This is a genomic window from Streptomyces sp. NPDC036984 (genome assembly GCF_055607665.1).
In genome coordinates this window covers 27,124-42,518 of record NZ_JBVJRL010000004.1, presented here as the reverse complement: position 1 = coordinate 42,518, position 15,395 = coordinate 27,124, and the positions used below count along the sequence as shown (strand labels likewise).

Sequence of the window (15,395 nt, the reverse complement as noted above, 5' to 3'; positions counted from 1 at the left end):
CCGGAGCCGTAACTGCCGAACTCCCGGCGCGGTCACCGCCACGCGGCCAGGTAAGTGATCACCGGCGGTCGGGGCGGGCGCGTCGCCGACGCGGTCGAAGCCGTCACCGAGGGACGTGTATCCAGCGGTCCGGCGGGCCGGGCCGGGAGGGCGGCGTCCTGGCCGTACACATGGAGAATCGGCCCTCGAACACTGTCGAGGGCCGACTTCGTACGGCGTGGTCCCAGCCCTACAGCGACACCTTGCCGTGCACCGGCTCGGCGTGGTTCACCGCGGTCGCCGCCTCCTTCACCGTGTGAAGCAGCGAGTCCTTGCCGTCGGTGGCGAGCAAGTCCCGCCCGGACTGCAGGTGCGCCACCTCGTGGGGGACCGCGGTGTCGAGGGTGCCGCTGAGAGTGGCGGGCACCGAGTCGGCGGCGCCTGCGGCGAACGCGGGCGCGGCGACGCCGACGGCGATCAAGGACCCGGCAAGGGCGGCAGCGACCTTCATGGACTTCATCGTGTTTCCTTTCTTCGGCAACGCAGGCTGCCGGCGGGAGAGTCTGTCACCGTGCCTAACGAGCTCTGACCGGGGCGGAAACTGGAGTCCCGGAAGATGACGAGTCCTCATATGAGATCTATGCAGACGGATTCCGCAAAGCGATACGACCGGGGAGCGTGACGCCCCGCACGGGAACAACCGGCGCCGAGGGCGACGTGCCGGGGAGCGTCGGAGCCGACGGGCCGCTGCCGGACAGCGCTGAGGCCGACACGTCGGTCTTGCAACCGGTGCCGGCCGTTGTGCGCCTCGGGCACGGCGTTCAGCAGGTCGGTTACCGGGGTGAACTCACCTCTGGATGCGCCGAGTTGCTGGTGTGCGCGCGATGTGTCCCAGTGTCGGATCCCGCCTTCCTCCTCCTGCCCCGTCCCGCCTGGTTGAGGCGGTAGTCAGGCCGGCTGCCCCCTGCCCCGCCGGGCGGGAAGCGACATCCGCCGCCCTCCACAGTGGAGCTCCGGGCAAGGCGGCGGTCCGGAAAGCAATGCGCGGCACTGTGCCGGGTTGTTGCGCCAACAGGGTGGTCTCAGGACGGAAGACCGGCTTCACGCTTCCGACACACTCGCCGGATATCTCAGGATTACACCGGATTTGCACGCTTGATGACTAAAGTCGCGAGTCTTCCGACATATCTCTTTCCGGTGGCCACATCGCATCCGTGCTGTTGCCGCCACCGCCACCTGTTCCGAAGGGGCAACGACGGTCATGCGCCATTCCCTGAGTCCGCTGCTTCGCAGCGCGACAGTGGGCGTTCTCTCCGTTGCCGCCTTCTGGGCGCCCGACGGCTCCACGGCTGCCGCGCCGGCCACGCCGGTGGCGCCGACGGCGCCGGCGGCGCCGCAGGCGCGCAGCCTCGCGTTCACCCAGCGGTACCGCGCGCACCAGCACGGCGGCGTCATTCGCGCGGCCAACGCCTCCATCACCTGCCGCACAACCAGGAGGTGCGCGGGCGCGCGGGCGGGCGGACGCGGGGTGAACGGCGACTTCGACATGTTCTACATCGACGTGGACCACGACCCGAACACCTACAACTCCTCCCGCGCGGAGGTTCGCCTGCCACCCGGCTCCCGAGTGACGTACGCGCGCCTGTACTGGGGCGGCAATCTGCGCGTGGGCGAGCAGAAGCCGTCCAAGGACAACGGGCGGGTGCTGATCGCCGAGCCCGGCGGGAGGTACAAGGAAGTCCTCGCGGACACGGTGATCGGGCACCGCAAGGCAGACGGCATGGACGCCTTCCAGGCCTCGGCGAACGTGACGCGGCTGGTACGGGACAGCGCGCCGGGCCTGTACACGGTGGCCCAGGTCAACGTGGCGAGCGGCAGGTCGAGGGCCGGGGCCTGGGGCGGCTGGACGCTGGTGGTGGCGTACGAGAACCCGGCGGAGCCGCTGCGGGACATCGCGCTCTGGGACGGTTTCGCATCGCTGAGGTCCAGCCCGGGACAGAAGATCCGGCTGCGCAACCTGAACTTCGCGGCGGGCGCGGGAGGCCGCGCGGGGGTGGTGGCGTACAACGGCGACCGCGCTGTCACCGGCGACTCGCTCACCCTGGCGACCGGCCGGCCCGGTTCCGCCCCCATCGGCCTCACCAACCCGGCCAATCCCCGCGACGACTTCCTGAACTCCACCATCAGCGAGCCGAAGGGGACGGCCCCGGCGCGTGTGCCGGCATACGCCAACACCCTGGGCTACGACTCCGACGTGTTCGATCTCGGCAGAGGCCTCAAGCACGCCGGAGATCAGCTGACCTTCCGGCTGAGGTCCCAGCGGAACGCGGCGTGGGCCGGTGTCCTCTTCGCCGCCGTGGACGCCCGGCGGTGAACGCAGCGCCGCCCATCCCGAGGCCATCGTGAGTGAGGAACCGTGCACATGCCGCCGTCGTCCCCCGGCCCCCGGCCGCGGGTCCTGCATCTCACCCAGCCGGTGGACGGCGGGGTCGCGCGCGTGGTGACGGACCTGGTCCGAGCACAGCTGGCGGACGGCCTGCACGTCACCGTCGCCTGCCCCGACAGCGCGTTCTCCGCGAAGCTGCGGGCGCTCGGCGCGCACGTACGGCAGTGGCACGCGGCACGGTCGCCGGGTCCGTCACTCGTGCGGGAGGTGCGGCATCTCGCGCTGCTGATCGACGAGGTACGCCCCGACCTGGTGCACGCGCACAGCTCGAAGGCCGGGCTCGCCGGACGGCTTGCGGTCCGCGGGCGGATTCCGACGGTCTTCCAGCCGCACGCCTGGTCGTTCGAGGCGGTCGGCGGGGCCACCGGGAGCCTCGCGCTCCGATGGGAGCGATGGGGGGCGCGTTGGGCCGCACGGGTGTTGTGCGTAAGCGAGGCGGAACGCGCCACCGGCGTACGCGCCGGGATCGCCGGCCGGTGGGTCGTCGTCCCCAACGGCATCGATCCCGGACGCTTCCACCCGGCCGCCGCCGGCGCCGTACGGGCCGGGCTCGCGCAGCTCGCCGGTCTCCCCGCGGCGGCGCCGCTGGCAGTGTGCGTGGGGCGGCTGTGCCGGCAGAAAGGGCAGGACGTACTCCTGCAAGCGTGGGACGCCGTCGTGCGCGAGGTGCCCGACGCCCGCCTCGTCCTCGTGGGCGACGGGCCGGACCACGACCGGCTTCGCGCAAGCGCGCCGGCATCCGTGCTGTTCACGGGAGCCGTGGCCGACACCTTCCCCTGGTACCAGGCCGCCGATCTCGTGGTCCTGCCATCCCGCTGGGAGGGCATGGCGCTGGCCCCGCTGGAGGCGATGGCCTGCGGTCGGCCCGTGGTGGTCACGGACGTCGACGGAGCCCGCGAGAGCCTGCCGTCCTCCTTCGCCGCCCGGTGCCTGGTCCCCCCGGACGACCCGGTGGTGCTGGCCGGAGCCGTCACCCAGTTGCTGCTCGACCCGCCGCTGCGCGAGGCGCTCGGCACGCAAGCCCGTCGGCACGTGCTGTCGGCCCACGACGTGCGGCACACCGCCGAGGCCGTCGCGCGCTGCTACCGCGACCTGCTCGGCACATGGCCCGCTACCGGGAGGGCGCGCCGGTCCCGAGCGGTCGAGTGCGCCGAGACGAACCAGACCACACAGCGCGTCGCGTCCACCGAGCACAGGGAGCCGAACCCATCGTGACCGCCGAACGTACCGCCCCCTCCCCCGGCGTACAGCCGCTGGACCATCCGTCCTCGCCGGTCTCGGTCCTGCCGCAGCGCGGCACGGCCACCGCTTCCCGGTTCCCCGCCCCGCGGCCTCCGGCGCGGCCGGACTCCCCGGTGCCGCTGCTCGTCGCGGACGGCGTCGCCGCCCTGCTGGGCAGCCTGGCACTCACCGAAGATCAGCGACACCCGCTGCTCGTGGCCCTGCTGATCGTCACCTCGTTGCTGCTGCGCCCCCGCGGCGGCCGGCCGCCGGTGCCGGCGCTGCTGGAGGAGCTGCCCGCCCTGTGGGGCCGCGTCGCGGTGGTGTGGCTGGCGTTCGCGGCGCTGGTGGCGGCGTACCGGCCGGAGCGGGCCCTGTCCGCCGGCACCATGCTGACGGGTCTCGCCCTGCAGGCGGCGGCGGGCTGTACGCTGCGCGGCGCCGTGCACGGGCGGCGGCGCGCCGCACTGCTGCGCCACCCGCACACCACGCTCCTGGTCGGCCCGGTGGCGACCGCACAGCGTGTGGCCGCCGCCGTGCTGCGGCACCCTCGGTGCGGCGTACGGCCGGTGGGCATCGTCGCCGAGAAGGCGGACGGCACCGAGAGCCTGCCGGTGCTGACGACCGGCGAGGAGGTCAAACGGGCGGTCATCCAGAACGGGGTGCGGGCGGTGCTGGCCGTTCACCCCTCCGTACGCACCGAACAGGGAGGGCTGCTGGGGGAACTGGCCGAGTCGGGTTGCGTGGTGTGGGAGGTCGACGCCGACTCCCCGGCGTACACGGCGAGGGAGCGGCTCGCCGGGTTCTCCTGCCGACGTCTGGACATGTCCCCGGCACGCCGCGACAGCGTGGGCAAGCGGATGCTCGACGTCCTCGTGTCGGGGACGTTGCTGCTGCTGGTCAGTCCTCTGCTGCTGACGTGCGCGGTGGCGCTGCGGATCAGCGACGGGCCGGGCGTGGTGTTCCGGCAGGAGCGCATCGGCAAGAACGGGAGGCCGTTCACCCTGCTGAAGTTCCGTACGCATCGTCCGGTGGACGAGCATGAGTCGGCGACCCGGTGGAGCGTGGCGAACGAGAACGAGATGCGCTGGTTCTGCCGCATGCTGCGGCGCACCTCGCTCGACGAGCTGCTCCAGCTGTGGAACGTGCTCCGGGGCGACATGAGCCTGGTCGGCCCCCGCCCCGAACGCCCTTACTTCGTCGCGCAGTTCAGTCAGACCTACCCGGGTTACGCGGCGCGCCACCGCATGCGGACCGGCATCACCGGCCTCGCCCAGATCCACGGGTTGCGCGGCGACACCTCGATCGAGGACCGCAGCCGGTTCGACAACGCCTACATCGACAACTGGTCGCTGTGGCAGGACGTCTGCATTCTGCTGCGCACCGCGGTCTCGCTGGTACGTCCGACGGGGAGCTGAGACGTGAGCCACCCCCTGACCCCGTTCCCGCGCCGCGCCGCCGCGTCGGCACCGGTCCTGCCCGCGGTGGCCGTGCTCGCCCTGCTGGCCCTGCCGCTGACGCCGGGCGGCGCGGGGCCCGCCGACGTGGTGTCCGGGCTGATGGTGGTGTACTGCGTGATCCGTCTCCTGCGCGAACGGCGGCGCCCGCTGTCGCGCACGGCGGCCATGGTGCTGGGCCTGCCCGTCGTGGGACTCGCCCTCGCCGCCATGGGGACGTCCTCGCCGCAGGCCGGGCTCGCCGGCCTCGGCCGCTATCTGCAGATCTTCGTGCTCGTCCCGGCGGCCGTGCTGCTGCTGGTCCGCGACCGGACCCACTTCCGGGTACTGGCCTGGTCGTTCGTGGGGCTGGCGCTGTGCCAGGGCGCCGTCGGCGTGCACCAGTACCTCACCCGGACCGGCGCCTCCTACCAGGGCGAGGACATCCGGGCGGTCGGCACGTTCGGGCCGCAGGACGTGATGGGCATGGCGACAGCGGTCTCCCTCGGCCTGGTGTGCGCGGTCGGGATCGCTCTGGGCCGGACGTCCGCACGGCAGCGGGCCATCGCCGCCGGGTGCGCTCTGGCACTGCTGGCTCCGCTCGCGGTCTCCTTCAGCCGGGGCGCGTGGATCGCGACGGCGCTGACGTGCACCGTGCAGTTGGTGACGGCCGGGCTGCGGCGCGCCCTGAAGGTGGCCGCGGTCGCGGCCACCGCGGGCGTGATCCTGATGGGCGGCTTCGGGGTCGGCACGGCGCTGTTGCAGCAGCGGGTCAACAGCATCGCGCAGGTCACCCACGCCCCCGACCAGTCCGTCGTCGACCGGTACACCTTGTGGGCGTCCGCCACCGGCATATGGCGTCAGCATCCGCTGACCGGTGTCGGCCTGAAGGGCTTTCCGCAGTACCGGGACGGGCACGCCACCCTGGCGCTGTCGTCGGGCGCCGAGATCGCGGGCGCGGGAGCGGCGTACCGCAGGCAGCCGCTGCTGTCGCCGCACAACATGTACCTGCTGGTGCTGAGCGAGCAGGGCCTGGTCGGGCTGCTGGGGCTGGCCGGGAGCTGGCTGGCGCTGCTGGTGTGCGGACTGCGGAGGTTGCTGCACGACCGGGACCGCGGCCCTGGACCCGACTGCGCGCTCGTCGCCTGCGGGCTGCTGGTCTGGCTGCTGACCGACTTCGTGTACGGGGACATCGGCGGCCCCTCGACCGTGCTGACCGCCATGGGCCTGGGGCTGGTGGCGTGGTGGGCGCTGGCCGGCGAGGAGCGGGGGGACGTTCTGCCGAAGGGCGGGATGCGCGAGCGCGCCGAGGAGGCGGTGGCGCGATGACGGTGAGACCTTCGCACACCCCCGGATCGGGAACCGGCGGTGCGGCAACCGTACCCTCGGCGCGTGCCGCCCCCCTGACCGGGGACGGCACCCAGGCCACCTCGGCCTCCCGGAAGTTCCTCGCCAGGGCCACGCTCGTCACGGCGTCCCTGTCCATCGCCGGTTCCGTGCTCGGCCTGGTGCGCGACCAGGCCCTGGCGCGGCTGTTCGGTGCCGGGAGCGACACGGACGCCTTCCTGGTCGCGTGGACCGTGCCCGAGTTCGCCGCCACGCTGCTCATCGAGGACGGGCTGGCGCTGATCCTGATCCCGGCGTTCAGCATGGCGCTGGCCCGCCGTGCCCGGGGCGCCCCGGGCGACCCGGTCCGCGCCCTGGTCGCCGCCACCCTGCCCCGCCTGGGCCTTGCCTTCGCCGCGGTGGCGGCGGTGGTCGCGGGCACGGCTCCCTACCTGGTCCGGGCCCTGGCGCCCGGCCTGCCCGAGCCGCGGCTCGCCGCCGACTGCACCCGGCTCACGGCGATCTGCGTGCTGGCCTTCGGGCTCGCCGGGTACTGCAGCGCCGCCCTGCGGGCACACCGCCGCTTCCTCGCGCCCGCGGCGATCTACGTCGCCTACAACGCGGGCATCATCGCTGTGATGTTCCTGCTCGGCGCACGCTGGGGCGTGCGTTCCGCAGCGGCCGGGGTCGCGGCGGGCGGCTGTCTGATGGTGGCAGTACAACTTCCCTCCCTCTGGCGGCAGCTGACATCACCCACGCGGTCGCCGCGCGGGACCGGCGCCGACGTCGAGGGCCGGCCGGTGCAACTCGCCCTGGTCGCCTCCGTGCTCCTGTTCGCCCTGTGCCGCCAGTCACAGGTCCTCGTCGAGCGCTTCCTCGCCTCGCACCTGCCCGCCGGGGCCATCTCGCACCTGAACTACGCGCAGAAGGTCGCCCAGATCCCGATGACGCTGTCGCTCATGGTGTGCACCGTCACCTTCCCGGTGGTGGCGCGGGCGCTCGCGGACGGCGACACCGAACGGGCCCGCAGCCGCGTGCAGCGGGATCTGGCGGTGGCCTCCCGTGGGGTGCTGCTGGGCATGTCCGCGGTGGTCGCCTGTGCCCCTCAGATGGTCGAACTTCTCTTCCAGCGGGGCGCTTTCACCGCGAGCGACACCGCGGCCACGGCCGACGTCATGCGCGTGTACGCCCTCGGGCTGCTGGGCCAGACCCTGGTCGGCGCCCTGACCCGGTCGTACTTCTCCACGGGCCGGCCCAGCTGGTACCCCCTCGGCGCGATGGCCGCGGGCATCGCCGTGACGTCCGGGATCGGCGCCGTGACCGTGGGCACCTGGGGTGTGTCGGGCATCGCCGCGGCCAACGCCCTCGGCATCACCGTCACGGCCGCCCTGCTGCTCGTCGGCCTGCGGACGCCCCGGAACGGCCCCCACAGCCTCTCGATCCGCATCCGCCCGGTACTGGCCGAGCTGAGCAGGCCAGTCCACGCGGCGGTCGTCGCCACCGTCGCCGGGGCGTTCGTCGCCGGCCGGCTGCAGTCCCCGGTGGTGGGCCTCATGACCGGCTGCCTGACCGTGGCCGCCGTCTTCGTCCCCCTCGCCTGGGCCCCGGGCGCCCAGGCCTTCGCATCCGCACTGCGCTCCGTACGCACCGTCACCCGAAGGCTCTCCCATGGCCACTTCCGTTGATCCCGTCGACACCGGCAGGCTCCCGGCCCCCCGCCCGGGTCCGGTCCCATGGGTGGCCATGTACCACTCGGTGGGGGACTGCTCGGACGACCCGTACCGCATCACGGTCACGCCTGAGCGGCTCGACCGGCAGCTGGCCTGGCTGCGCCGGCGGGGGCTGCGCGGTGTGTCCGTGGCCGAGCTGCTCGCCGCCCGCGCCCGGGGCGAGGGGCAGGGGCTGGCCGGGCTCACCTTCGACGACGGGTACGCCGACTTCGTCACCGACGCCCTGCCGCTGCTGCGCCGCTGGAACTGCGGAGCCACCCTCTTCGTCCTGCCCGGGCGGCTCGGCGGCGACAACGCCTGGGACCCGCTCGGCCCGCGCAAGCCGCTGCTGACCGCGGACGGCATCCGGCACGCTGCCGCCGAGGGCGTGGAGATCGGCTCGCACGGGCTGACGCACGTCGACCTCACCCGGGCGGACGACCTCACCGTCAAGAACGAGGTCACCGAGAGCCGCGCGCTGCTCGAGGAGTTGGCCGGCGTCCGGATCGACGGCTTCTGCTACCCGTACGGCACGGTCGACGCCCGCGCCGTCGAAGCCGTACGGGAAGCGGGATACGCCTACGCCTGCGCCATCGATCCCGGCCCGCTGACCGGCCCGTACGCCCTGCCACGTGTGCACGTCGGCCAGAACGACACGGCCTGGCGCCTCTACCTCAAGCACCGGCTGCACCGGCTGCGCCGGCGCACGGTAAGGGGCCTGTGATGAAGGCCCTGCACATCATCACCGGCCTCGGCATCGGCGGGGCCGAGCAGCAGCTGCGCCTGCTGCTGCGCCACCTGCCCGTCGACTGCGACGTCGTGACGCTCACCCACCCCGGTGCGGTCGCCGAGGGCCTCACCACCGACGGCGTCGGTGTCGTGCATCTCGGCATGGGCGGCAACCGCGACCTGACCGCGCTCCCGCGCCTGGTCCGGATGATCCAGGCAGGCGGCTACGACCTGGTCCACACGCACCTGTACCGGGCCTGCGTCTATGGCCGGCTCGCCGCACGCATCGCCGGGGTGCGTGCGGTCGTCGCCACCGAACACTCCCTGGGCGACTCGCAGATGGAGGGCCGCAGGCTGACGGCGGGGGTGCGCGCGCTGTACCTCGCCAGCGAGCGACTCGGCTCGGTGACGGTCGCCGTCTCCCCCAGAGTGGCCGACCGCCTGAAGCGCTGGGGGGTGCCCGCACCCCGCATCCAGGTCGTCCCGAACGGCATCGACCTGGACTGCTTCCGCTTCGACCAGGAGCGGCGCGAGCGCACCCGCCGACGCCTCGGCCTGCCGGAGGCCGCGTGGGTCGTCGGCGGTGTCGGCCGGCTCACCCGGGGGAAGCGGTTCGACGTCCTCGTCCACGCGCTGGCCCGGCTCCCGGACGACAACTGGCTGCTGCTGGTGGGTGGCGGCCCCGAGGAGCACGTCCTGCGCCGTATGGCGCACGAGGCCGGCGTGGCCGGGCGCGTCCTGTTCACCGGCGAGCGCCCCTACGTCCCGGACGGCTCCCCCGGCCCCGACCTGCCCTCGCTCACCTGTGCGATGGACCTGCTCGCGTCCCCGTCCGCGGAGGAGTCCTTCGGTCTGGCGGCCGTGGAGGCGCTGGCCTCCGGCCTGCCGGTGCTCTACACCTCCTGCCCGGCGATCGAGGATCTGCCGCCACCGGCCGCCACCGGCACCCGGCGGGTGTCCGGCGGCCCCGAGGCGTACGCCCGCGCCATCGCCGCCGTGCGGGCGGCAGGCCCCCGGCCGCGCACGGCCCCCGAGACCGCGCGCCGCTACAGCATCACCCGCAGCGCAGACCGTCTCCTGGACGTGTATGCAGCAGCGGTCTCCGGCTCCTCGTCCCTCTCACCTTCGGGAGCAAGCCCGTCATGACCGACACACCGACTCGTACGTGGCGCCTGTCCCTGGCCCCTGTCAGAAGGCTGCCGGCCTGGTCCGTACTCGCGGCCGGCACCCTTGTCGGCGGCCTGCTCGGCGGCGGGTACGGCATGCTGACCCCTCCGACGTACACGGCCACCAGCTACGTCGTCGTGGTACCGACGGGGAAGACCGAGGTGAACTCGGCCCTCGGTTTCGCGCAGGCGTACGGCCGGGTCGCCACGCAGCTCACGGTGCTGGCGGACGCGCGGGCGCGGGCGGGCGTGCCGGTGCGCACGTTGCAGCGGAGCGTGCAGGCGGTGACCTCACCGGACGCTCCGATGGTCGCCGTGTCGGCCACCTCCTCGCGCCCGGGTGTCGCCTCGGCCATGGCCAACGCCGTCTCCCAGGCGCTGACCCGGCAGGCGAACGCCGCCAAGGGGAGCACCCATGTCCAGCTCGTGCAGTTCTCGAAGGCGGCCAAGCCGACCGAGCCGTCCTCCGCGTCGTCGAAGGTGACCACTCTGGTGGGCGCGGGCGCGGGCGGGCTGCTGTGCGGCCTGGCGCTGCTCGCGCGGCCGAGACGGACCCGCCGGGACGACGACCCCGCCCCCGCCGCCTCGGTGCCCGGCCCGGCCGCCGCCGCCGATGTGCACGGCCAACGGTGACCACGGTGTACCCGGCCCGCCTCGTCACGCTAGTCGCCGGGCCACCAGTCGAAGCTGAGGCAGGGCCTCCCGCCGAGCCAGTGCTCTACCCATGCGCCTACCCATGTGACCAGGCCCAGCCGCGCGCAGCCCGCCGGGGTCGGCGGTGCGGTGGGCGCGGTGGGCGTCGGGACGGGGGTGGCGCGCGCCTCGTCGGTGCGGCCGAAGAGGAAGGACCGGTAGACGAGGGACGAGCCCGGATTGCTCCTGCACTGCCACACGCCGTGCGGGCAGTAGTCGGTCAGCGTGTTGTAGAGCGGCTTGTGCTCGTCCATCCACGCGAGCATCCGCCCCATGTACGCGGCATTGTCGCCGTTGCGGGAGAGCCCCCATTCCGGGTAGGAGACGGGTTTGCCGTGGGCCTTGGCGAATTCCACGTGTGCCTGAAGTCCGTAGGGCTCATTCACCTGCTGGTCGAACGACATCCCGGCCGGCTGGTCGTAGGAATCCATGCCGATGATGTCCACCGAGTCGTCCCCGGGGTAACACTGCGTCCAGGGAACGGCGTCCCGGCCGCGGCTCGGTGCGAAATCGAACCGGAACCTCTGCCCGGGCACCGAACGCATGGTGGTGACGATCCTTTTCCAGTACGTCTTCCAGGCCCCGGGGTCGGGCCCGCAGCGATGGGTGTAGGTGACGCCGTTCATCTCCCAGCCGAGCACGAGAACCGTGTCCGGCACCTGCAGCCGGACCAGTCGCTCGGCCAGGGCGCGGAAGTGATGGTCGAACTCTCCCGCCGCGCCTCGCCGCACGAGCTGCTGGACGTCGGCGTCGGAGACGCTCTCCTCGTTGCGCTCCTGCAGGGGGACGTTCAGGACGAGCATCCGGTCGGCCTTCTCGTTGCGCCAGTGCGCCCACGCGGGGAGGAAGCCGAGGTCACCCTCGATGTCGCTCCAGTGGTTGCCGGGCAGATAGGTGTGGCCGACGCGGAGCTCGGAACCGCCCAGCCAGCGGCTGAGCAGCGGGATGCGGGCCACGCCGTCGGCGTCGGAGCCGAGGAAGGCTCCGAAGGCCGGCCAGCGCTCGGCGGGTACCGGAGGGGTCACCGCGGGTGGTTTCGGCAGCACCAGGACAGCCGGAGGGGTGAGCGCCGGTGGAGTGACCGGGGGTGCGGGAACGGCCGGAACGACCGCCACGGGTCTCGCCGGGGGCAGCACCGGAACGGGAGGAGGAGCGGGGCCCAGCACCTCCACCTCCGCCGCGGTACCGGCGGCCAGGCCCGCGGACAGGACGACCGCCGCCGCCCCCACGGCCAGCCGGCGGACCCGGGCCCGCTTGCGCTGCGGCGCCATGCCTGCACCTTTCTTCACTCTCGTCCGTATTCAGCTCTCGTTCCCCATATTGACGCGTTGTCATATTCAGTCAGGCATGAGAAAGCCGCGAGCGCCAACGCCACTGCGGCTTTCGAGGCCTGCGCTCACCCGTGCGGGTGAGCCGATCCGGAAGAAGAGAGGAAGCCGTGTCGCTACTCGACACCCGGGTCCCCGCCGTACTGCTGCGGATCGACCGGAATCCCTTCCACCACGGAACCCTGGGGGCCGTGCGTTCGCTCGGCAGGGCGGGAGTGGAGGTGCATGTCGTCGCCGATGCGACGGGCAGTCCCGTCCGCAGGTCGCGTTACGTGCGCCGGATGCATCCCCCGCCGCTCCCGGGAGCGTCCCCGGACGACATCCTCACCGTGCTGCGCCGTGTCGCCGACCGGATCGCGCGTCCCGCCGTCCTGATCCCGCTGGATGACGCGACCGCGATCGCCGCGGCACGGACGCGGGACGAACTGGCGCCCTCCTACCTCCTGCCGGCGATGCCCTGCACGCTGGCCGAACGCGTCGCCGACAAGGCGGAACTGACCGCCGTCTGCGCGTCCGCGGACGTCCCGTACCCGGTGACGCTGGTCCCGGACAGCCCGGCGGGGATCGCCGACGCCGCGCGGCGGCTCGGGCTGCCGATGGTGGCGAAGTGGAGTCGGCCCTGGCTGCTGCCCGCCGGCCGGGGGCTGCGCAGCACGGTGCTGGTGCACTCCGCGCAGCACGCCCGGGAGCTGTACCTGCGCACCGAGGAGGCGGGCAGCAGGCTGCTGCTGCAGGCGTATCTGCCGCCGGGACCGGACCGGGACTGGTTCTTCCACGGCTACGCCGACCACACGGGCACCGTGCGCGCGGGCGGGCCGGGCCGCAAGCAGCGGGCCTGGCCGCGCGGCGCGGGGGTGACGGCGGTCGGCTGCTGGACGCCCAACCCGCAGCTGCGGGCGCTGGCGGAGCATCTCACCGGCGAGCTGGGCTACCGCGGCGTCTTCGACCTCGACTTCCGCCGCTGCGGCACGACGGGCCGCTACCACCTCCTCGACTTCAACCCGCGCCCCGGCGCCCAGTTCCGGCTCTTTGCGGACAGCGCGGGGCTCGACGTCGTCCGCGCCCTGCACCTGGACCTGACGGGCCGTCCCCTGCCGGCCGGGGACCCGATGACCGGCCGGGCGTTCGTGGTGGAGAACTACGCGCCGTTCGCCGCGCTGCGTCCGGCGCCGGGTGGGCGCGAACTGGCCTGGTACGCCCGGGACGACCGCGTTCCCGGATGGGCGATGTGGGGCCTGTGGTGCCGCCATGTGTCCCGCCGGCTGCGGGAGCGGCTGGGCGCGACGCCTGCGGCACCGGCACCACCCCTGATCCCCCGGGCAGCCACACCCGCCCTGACCAGCGACGAGAAAGCGAGCAGTTGATGCAGTATGACCTTGTGGTGGTGGGTGCAGGCCCGTACGGCCTGTCAATCGCCTCCCACGCGGCGGCCGCCGGGCTGAACCTGCGCGTGTTCGGCCGGCCCATGGCGTCCTGGCGGGACCACATGCCCCGCGGCATGTTCCTGAAGTCGGAGCCGTGGGCGTCCAACCTCTCCGATCCGGGCGGGCGCTGGCGTCTCGACGTGTACTGCGCGGAGCACGGCCTGACGGCACGCCATGCGGAGCCGATCCCGGTGGAGGCGTTCGCGGCGTACGGCCTGTGGTTCGCGCGCCATGCCGTGCCGGAGCTGGACGAGCGCATGGTGACCCGGGTGGCACCCGGGCCCCACGGTTTCACGGCGGTCACCGAGGACGGGGAGGTGCTGCACGCGCGGACGGTGGCGCTGGCGGTCGGTGTGATGCCGTTCGTCGAGGTACCGGCGGCACTGCGCGGACTGCACCCCGCGCTGGTGACGCACAGCAGCCACCACAGCGACCTCGACCGCTTCCGCGACAGCGACGTCACAGTGATCGGCGGCGGCCAGGCGGCCCTGGAGACCGCGGCGCTGCTCGCCGAGCAGGGCACCCGGGTACGAGTACTGGCGCGGGCGGACGGGCTGCGGTGGAACGATGTGCCGCCGCCCCTGGAGCGCCCCCTGTGGCAGAACATCCGTTCCCCGCACAGCGGCCTCGGCCCCGGCTGGCGGAACTGGTTCTACAGCGAGCGCCCCGGCCTTTTCCGGCACCTGCCGGAGCAGACCCGGCAACGCGTCGCGGCCACGGCACTGGGGCCGGCGGGGGCATGGTGGGTCCGGGACCGGGTGGAGGGCACGGTGGAGTTGCTGCCGGGCCACGAGGTCATCTCGGCCGCCGCGGTGCCGGGCGGTGTGCGGCTGGACACGATGAGCCGCAAGGGCGTCCTGCGGACCCTGGAGACCGAACACGTCATCGCCGCCACGGGCTTCCGGGCGCGCTGCGACCGGCTGGGACTGCTCTCCGGTGATCTTCGCGGGACGCTGACGACCCTGCCCGACGGGTCTCCCGCGGTCAGGCGTGACTTCGAGTCCTCCCAGCCCGGCCTGTTCCTCGCGGGCCTGGTGACCGCCTCCGGCTTCGGGCCGGCCATGCGCTTCGTCCAGGGCGCGACCTTCACGGCGGCGGCGCTCGTCCGAGGGGTACGCCGCCGGCTCGGGAAGACCCCGAGGGGCGGGACGATCCCCGTACCGGGAGGCAGCAGCCGAGGCTGGTCACCGTCACCGGTGCGCCGCTGACGGGGCACCCTGCACAGGCACCGCTGGGCCGCTGACGGACATCCGGTCGTCAGCGGCCCAGCGGCCCGAGGGGGCACGGGTACCGGGCGGGTCGCGTCCGGCACCCCGGAACGGCTACCGCTGGGACGCGGTGCGACCACGGCGGTACAGCATCGCCCCGCCGGTGAGCAGTGCGGCGCTGACGGCGGAGGTCGCCAGCAGGGTCTTGCTGCCGGTCTCGGCCAGTTGGGCAGGTCCGCCGGGCTGCTCCTCGCCGGCCGGAGGGAGCGTCCGGCTCCGCGTGGGAGAAGGTGTCGGACGCGGCGTCTCAGTGACGCGCGGTGGGGTGGGAGTGCTGGGCGAAGGCGGCACACTCGCACTTGGCGTGGGGGACGCGGCGTTGGTGCAGCCGTTGTCGGTCGGGAAGTTGAGCAGGGCGACCACGTCGACGGAGTTGCCGCACACGTTCACCGGCACCTCGACCGGCACCTGCACGTTGTTCCCGGCCAGCACACCGGGCGAATCCTGGGTGCTTCCCACCGCCTGCGAGCCCGTGCTGCTGCCGCCGGCCGAAGGCGGCACACTCGCACCTGGCGTGGGGGACGCGGCGTTGGTGCAGGCATTGCCGGTCGCGGAGTTGAACAGGGCGACCCCGCCGACGGAGTTGCCGCACACGTTCACCGGCACCTCGACCGGCACCTGCACGTTGTTCCCGGCCAGCACACCGGGCGAATCCTGGGTGCTTCCCACC

At 73.2% G+C, this 15,395-nt stretch carries 13 protein-coding genes; 10 read left to right on the top strand and 3 right to left on the bottom strand.

Annotation, left to right across the window (positions count from 1 at the left end; all coding sequences use genetic code 11):
* Window positions 1–229 precede the first annotated feature (229 nt).
* On the bottom strand, window positions 230–499 hold the full coding sequence (locus ACZ7DL_RS09625) for a hypothetical protein (RefSeq protein WP_470772864.1): 270 nt from the start codon (window positions 497–499) through the stop codon (window positions 230–232).
* 741 nt (window positions 500–1,240) lie between these two features.
* Here ACZ7DL_RS09625 and ACZ7DL_RS09620 point away from each other — a divergent pair.
* Genes ACZ7DL_RS09620 through ACZ7DL_RS09585 form a run of 8 tightly spaced genes read left to right on the top strand, consistent with a single transcriptional unit; the run spans window position 1,241 to window position 10,645 of the window.
* Window positions 1,241–2,353, top strand: a complete 1,113-nt coding sequence (locus ACZ7DL_RS09620; RefSeq protein WP_470772862.1) for a DUF3344 domain-containing protein — start codon at window positions 1,241–1,243, stop codon at window positions 2,351–2,353.
* Between the two features lie 48 nt (window positions 2,354–2,401).
* Window positions 2,402–3,640 (top strand): glycosyltransferase, encoded by a 1,239-nt coding sequence (locus ACZ7DL_RS09615; RefSeq protein WP_470772860.1) that lies wholly within the window; start codon window positions 2,402–2,404, stop codon window positions 3,638–3,640.
* Entirely contained in the window at window positions 3,637–5,064 is a 1,428-nt protein-coding gene (locus ACZ7DL_RS09610; protein WP_470772859.1) for an exopolysaccharide biosynthesis polyprenyl glycosylphosphotransferase, read from the top strand. Before ACZ7DL_RS09615 ends, ACZ7DL_RS09610 begins: the two co-directional genes overlap by 4 nt.
* A gap of 3 nt (window positions 5,065–5,067) precedes the next feature.
* Complete coding sequence (locus ACZ7DL_RS09605; protein WP_470772857.1) at window positions 5,068–6,411, top strand: O-antigen ligase family protein; 1,344 nt, start codon at window positions 5,068–5,070, stop codon at window positions 6,409–6,411.
* Entirely contained in the window at window positions 6,408–8,093 is a 1,686-nt protein-coding gene (locus ACZ7DL_RS09600) for a lipid II flippase MurJ (RefSeq protein ID WP_470772855.1), read from the top strand. Before ACZ7DL_RS09605 ends, ACZ7DL_RS09600 begins: the two co-directional genes overlap by 4 nt.
* On the top strand, window positions 8,077–8,841 hold the full coding sequence (locus ACZ7DL_RS09595) for a polysaccharide deacetylase family protein (RefSeq protein WP_470772854.1): 765 nt from the start codon (window positions 8,077–8,079) through the stop codon (window positions 8,839–8,841). Before ACZ7DL_RS09600 ends, ACZ7DL_RS09595 begins: the two co-directional genes overlap by 17 nt.
* Complete coding sequence (locus ACZ7DL_RS09590; protein WP_470772851.1) at window positions 8,841–9,992, top strand: glycosyltransferase; 1,152 nt, start codon at window positions 8,841–8,843, stop codon at window positions 9,990–9,992. The genes ACZ7DL_RS09595 and ACZ7DL_RS09590 overlap by 1 nt, the downstream gene beginning before the upstream one ends.
* Complete coding sequence (locus ACZ7DL_RS09585) at window positions 9,989–10,645, top strand: YveK family protein (protein WP_470772849.1); 657 nt, start codon at window positions 9,989–9,991, stop codon at window positions 10,643–10,645. Before ACZ7DL_RS09590 ends, ACZ7DL_RS09585 begins: the two co-directional genes overlap by 4 nt.
* A 29-nt stretch (window positions 10,646–10,674) precedes the next feature.
* Here the strand turns inward: ACZ7DL_RS09585 and ACZ7DL_RS09580 are convergent, their stop codons facing one another.
* A complete protein-coding gene (locus tag ACZ7DL_RS09580) occupies window positions 10,675–11,976 on the bottom strand; it encodes a glycoside hydrolase family 26 protein (protein WP_470772847.1) in 1,302 nt (433 codons plus the stop codon).
* A 167-nt stretch (window positions 11,977–12,143) separates the two neighbouring features.
* Between ACZ7DL_RS09580 and ACZ7DL_RS09575 the strand changes: the two genes are divergently transcribed.
* A complete protein-coding gene (locus ACZ7DL_RS09575) occupies window positions 12,144–13,397 on the top strand; it encodes a carboxylate--amine ligase (protein WP_470772845.1) in 1,254 nt (417 codons plus the stop codon).
* Complete coding sequence (locus ACZ7DL_RS09570) at window positions 13,397–14,665, top strand: NAD(P)-binding domain-containing protein (RefSeq protein ID WP_470772844.1); 1,269 nt, start codon at window positions 13,397–13,399, stop codon at window positions 14,663–14,665. The genes ACZ7DL_RS09575 and ACZ7DL_RS09570 overlap by 1 nt, the downstream gene beginning before the upstream one ends.
* A gap of 114 nt (window positions 14,666–14,779) precedes the next feature.
* On the opposite strand, the gene ACZ7DL_RS09565 is transcribed toward ACZ7DL_RS09570, so the two are convergent.
* On the bottom strand, window positions 14,780–15,395 hold a 616-nt coding region (locus ACZ7DL_RS09565; protein WP_470772842.1), incomplete at its 5' end, for a chaplin.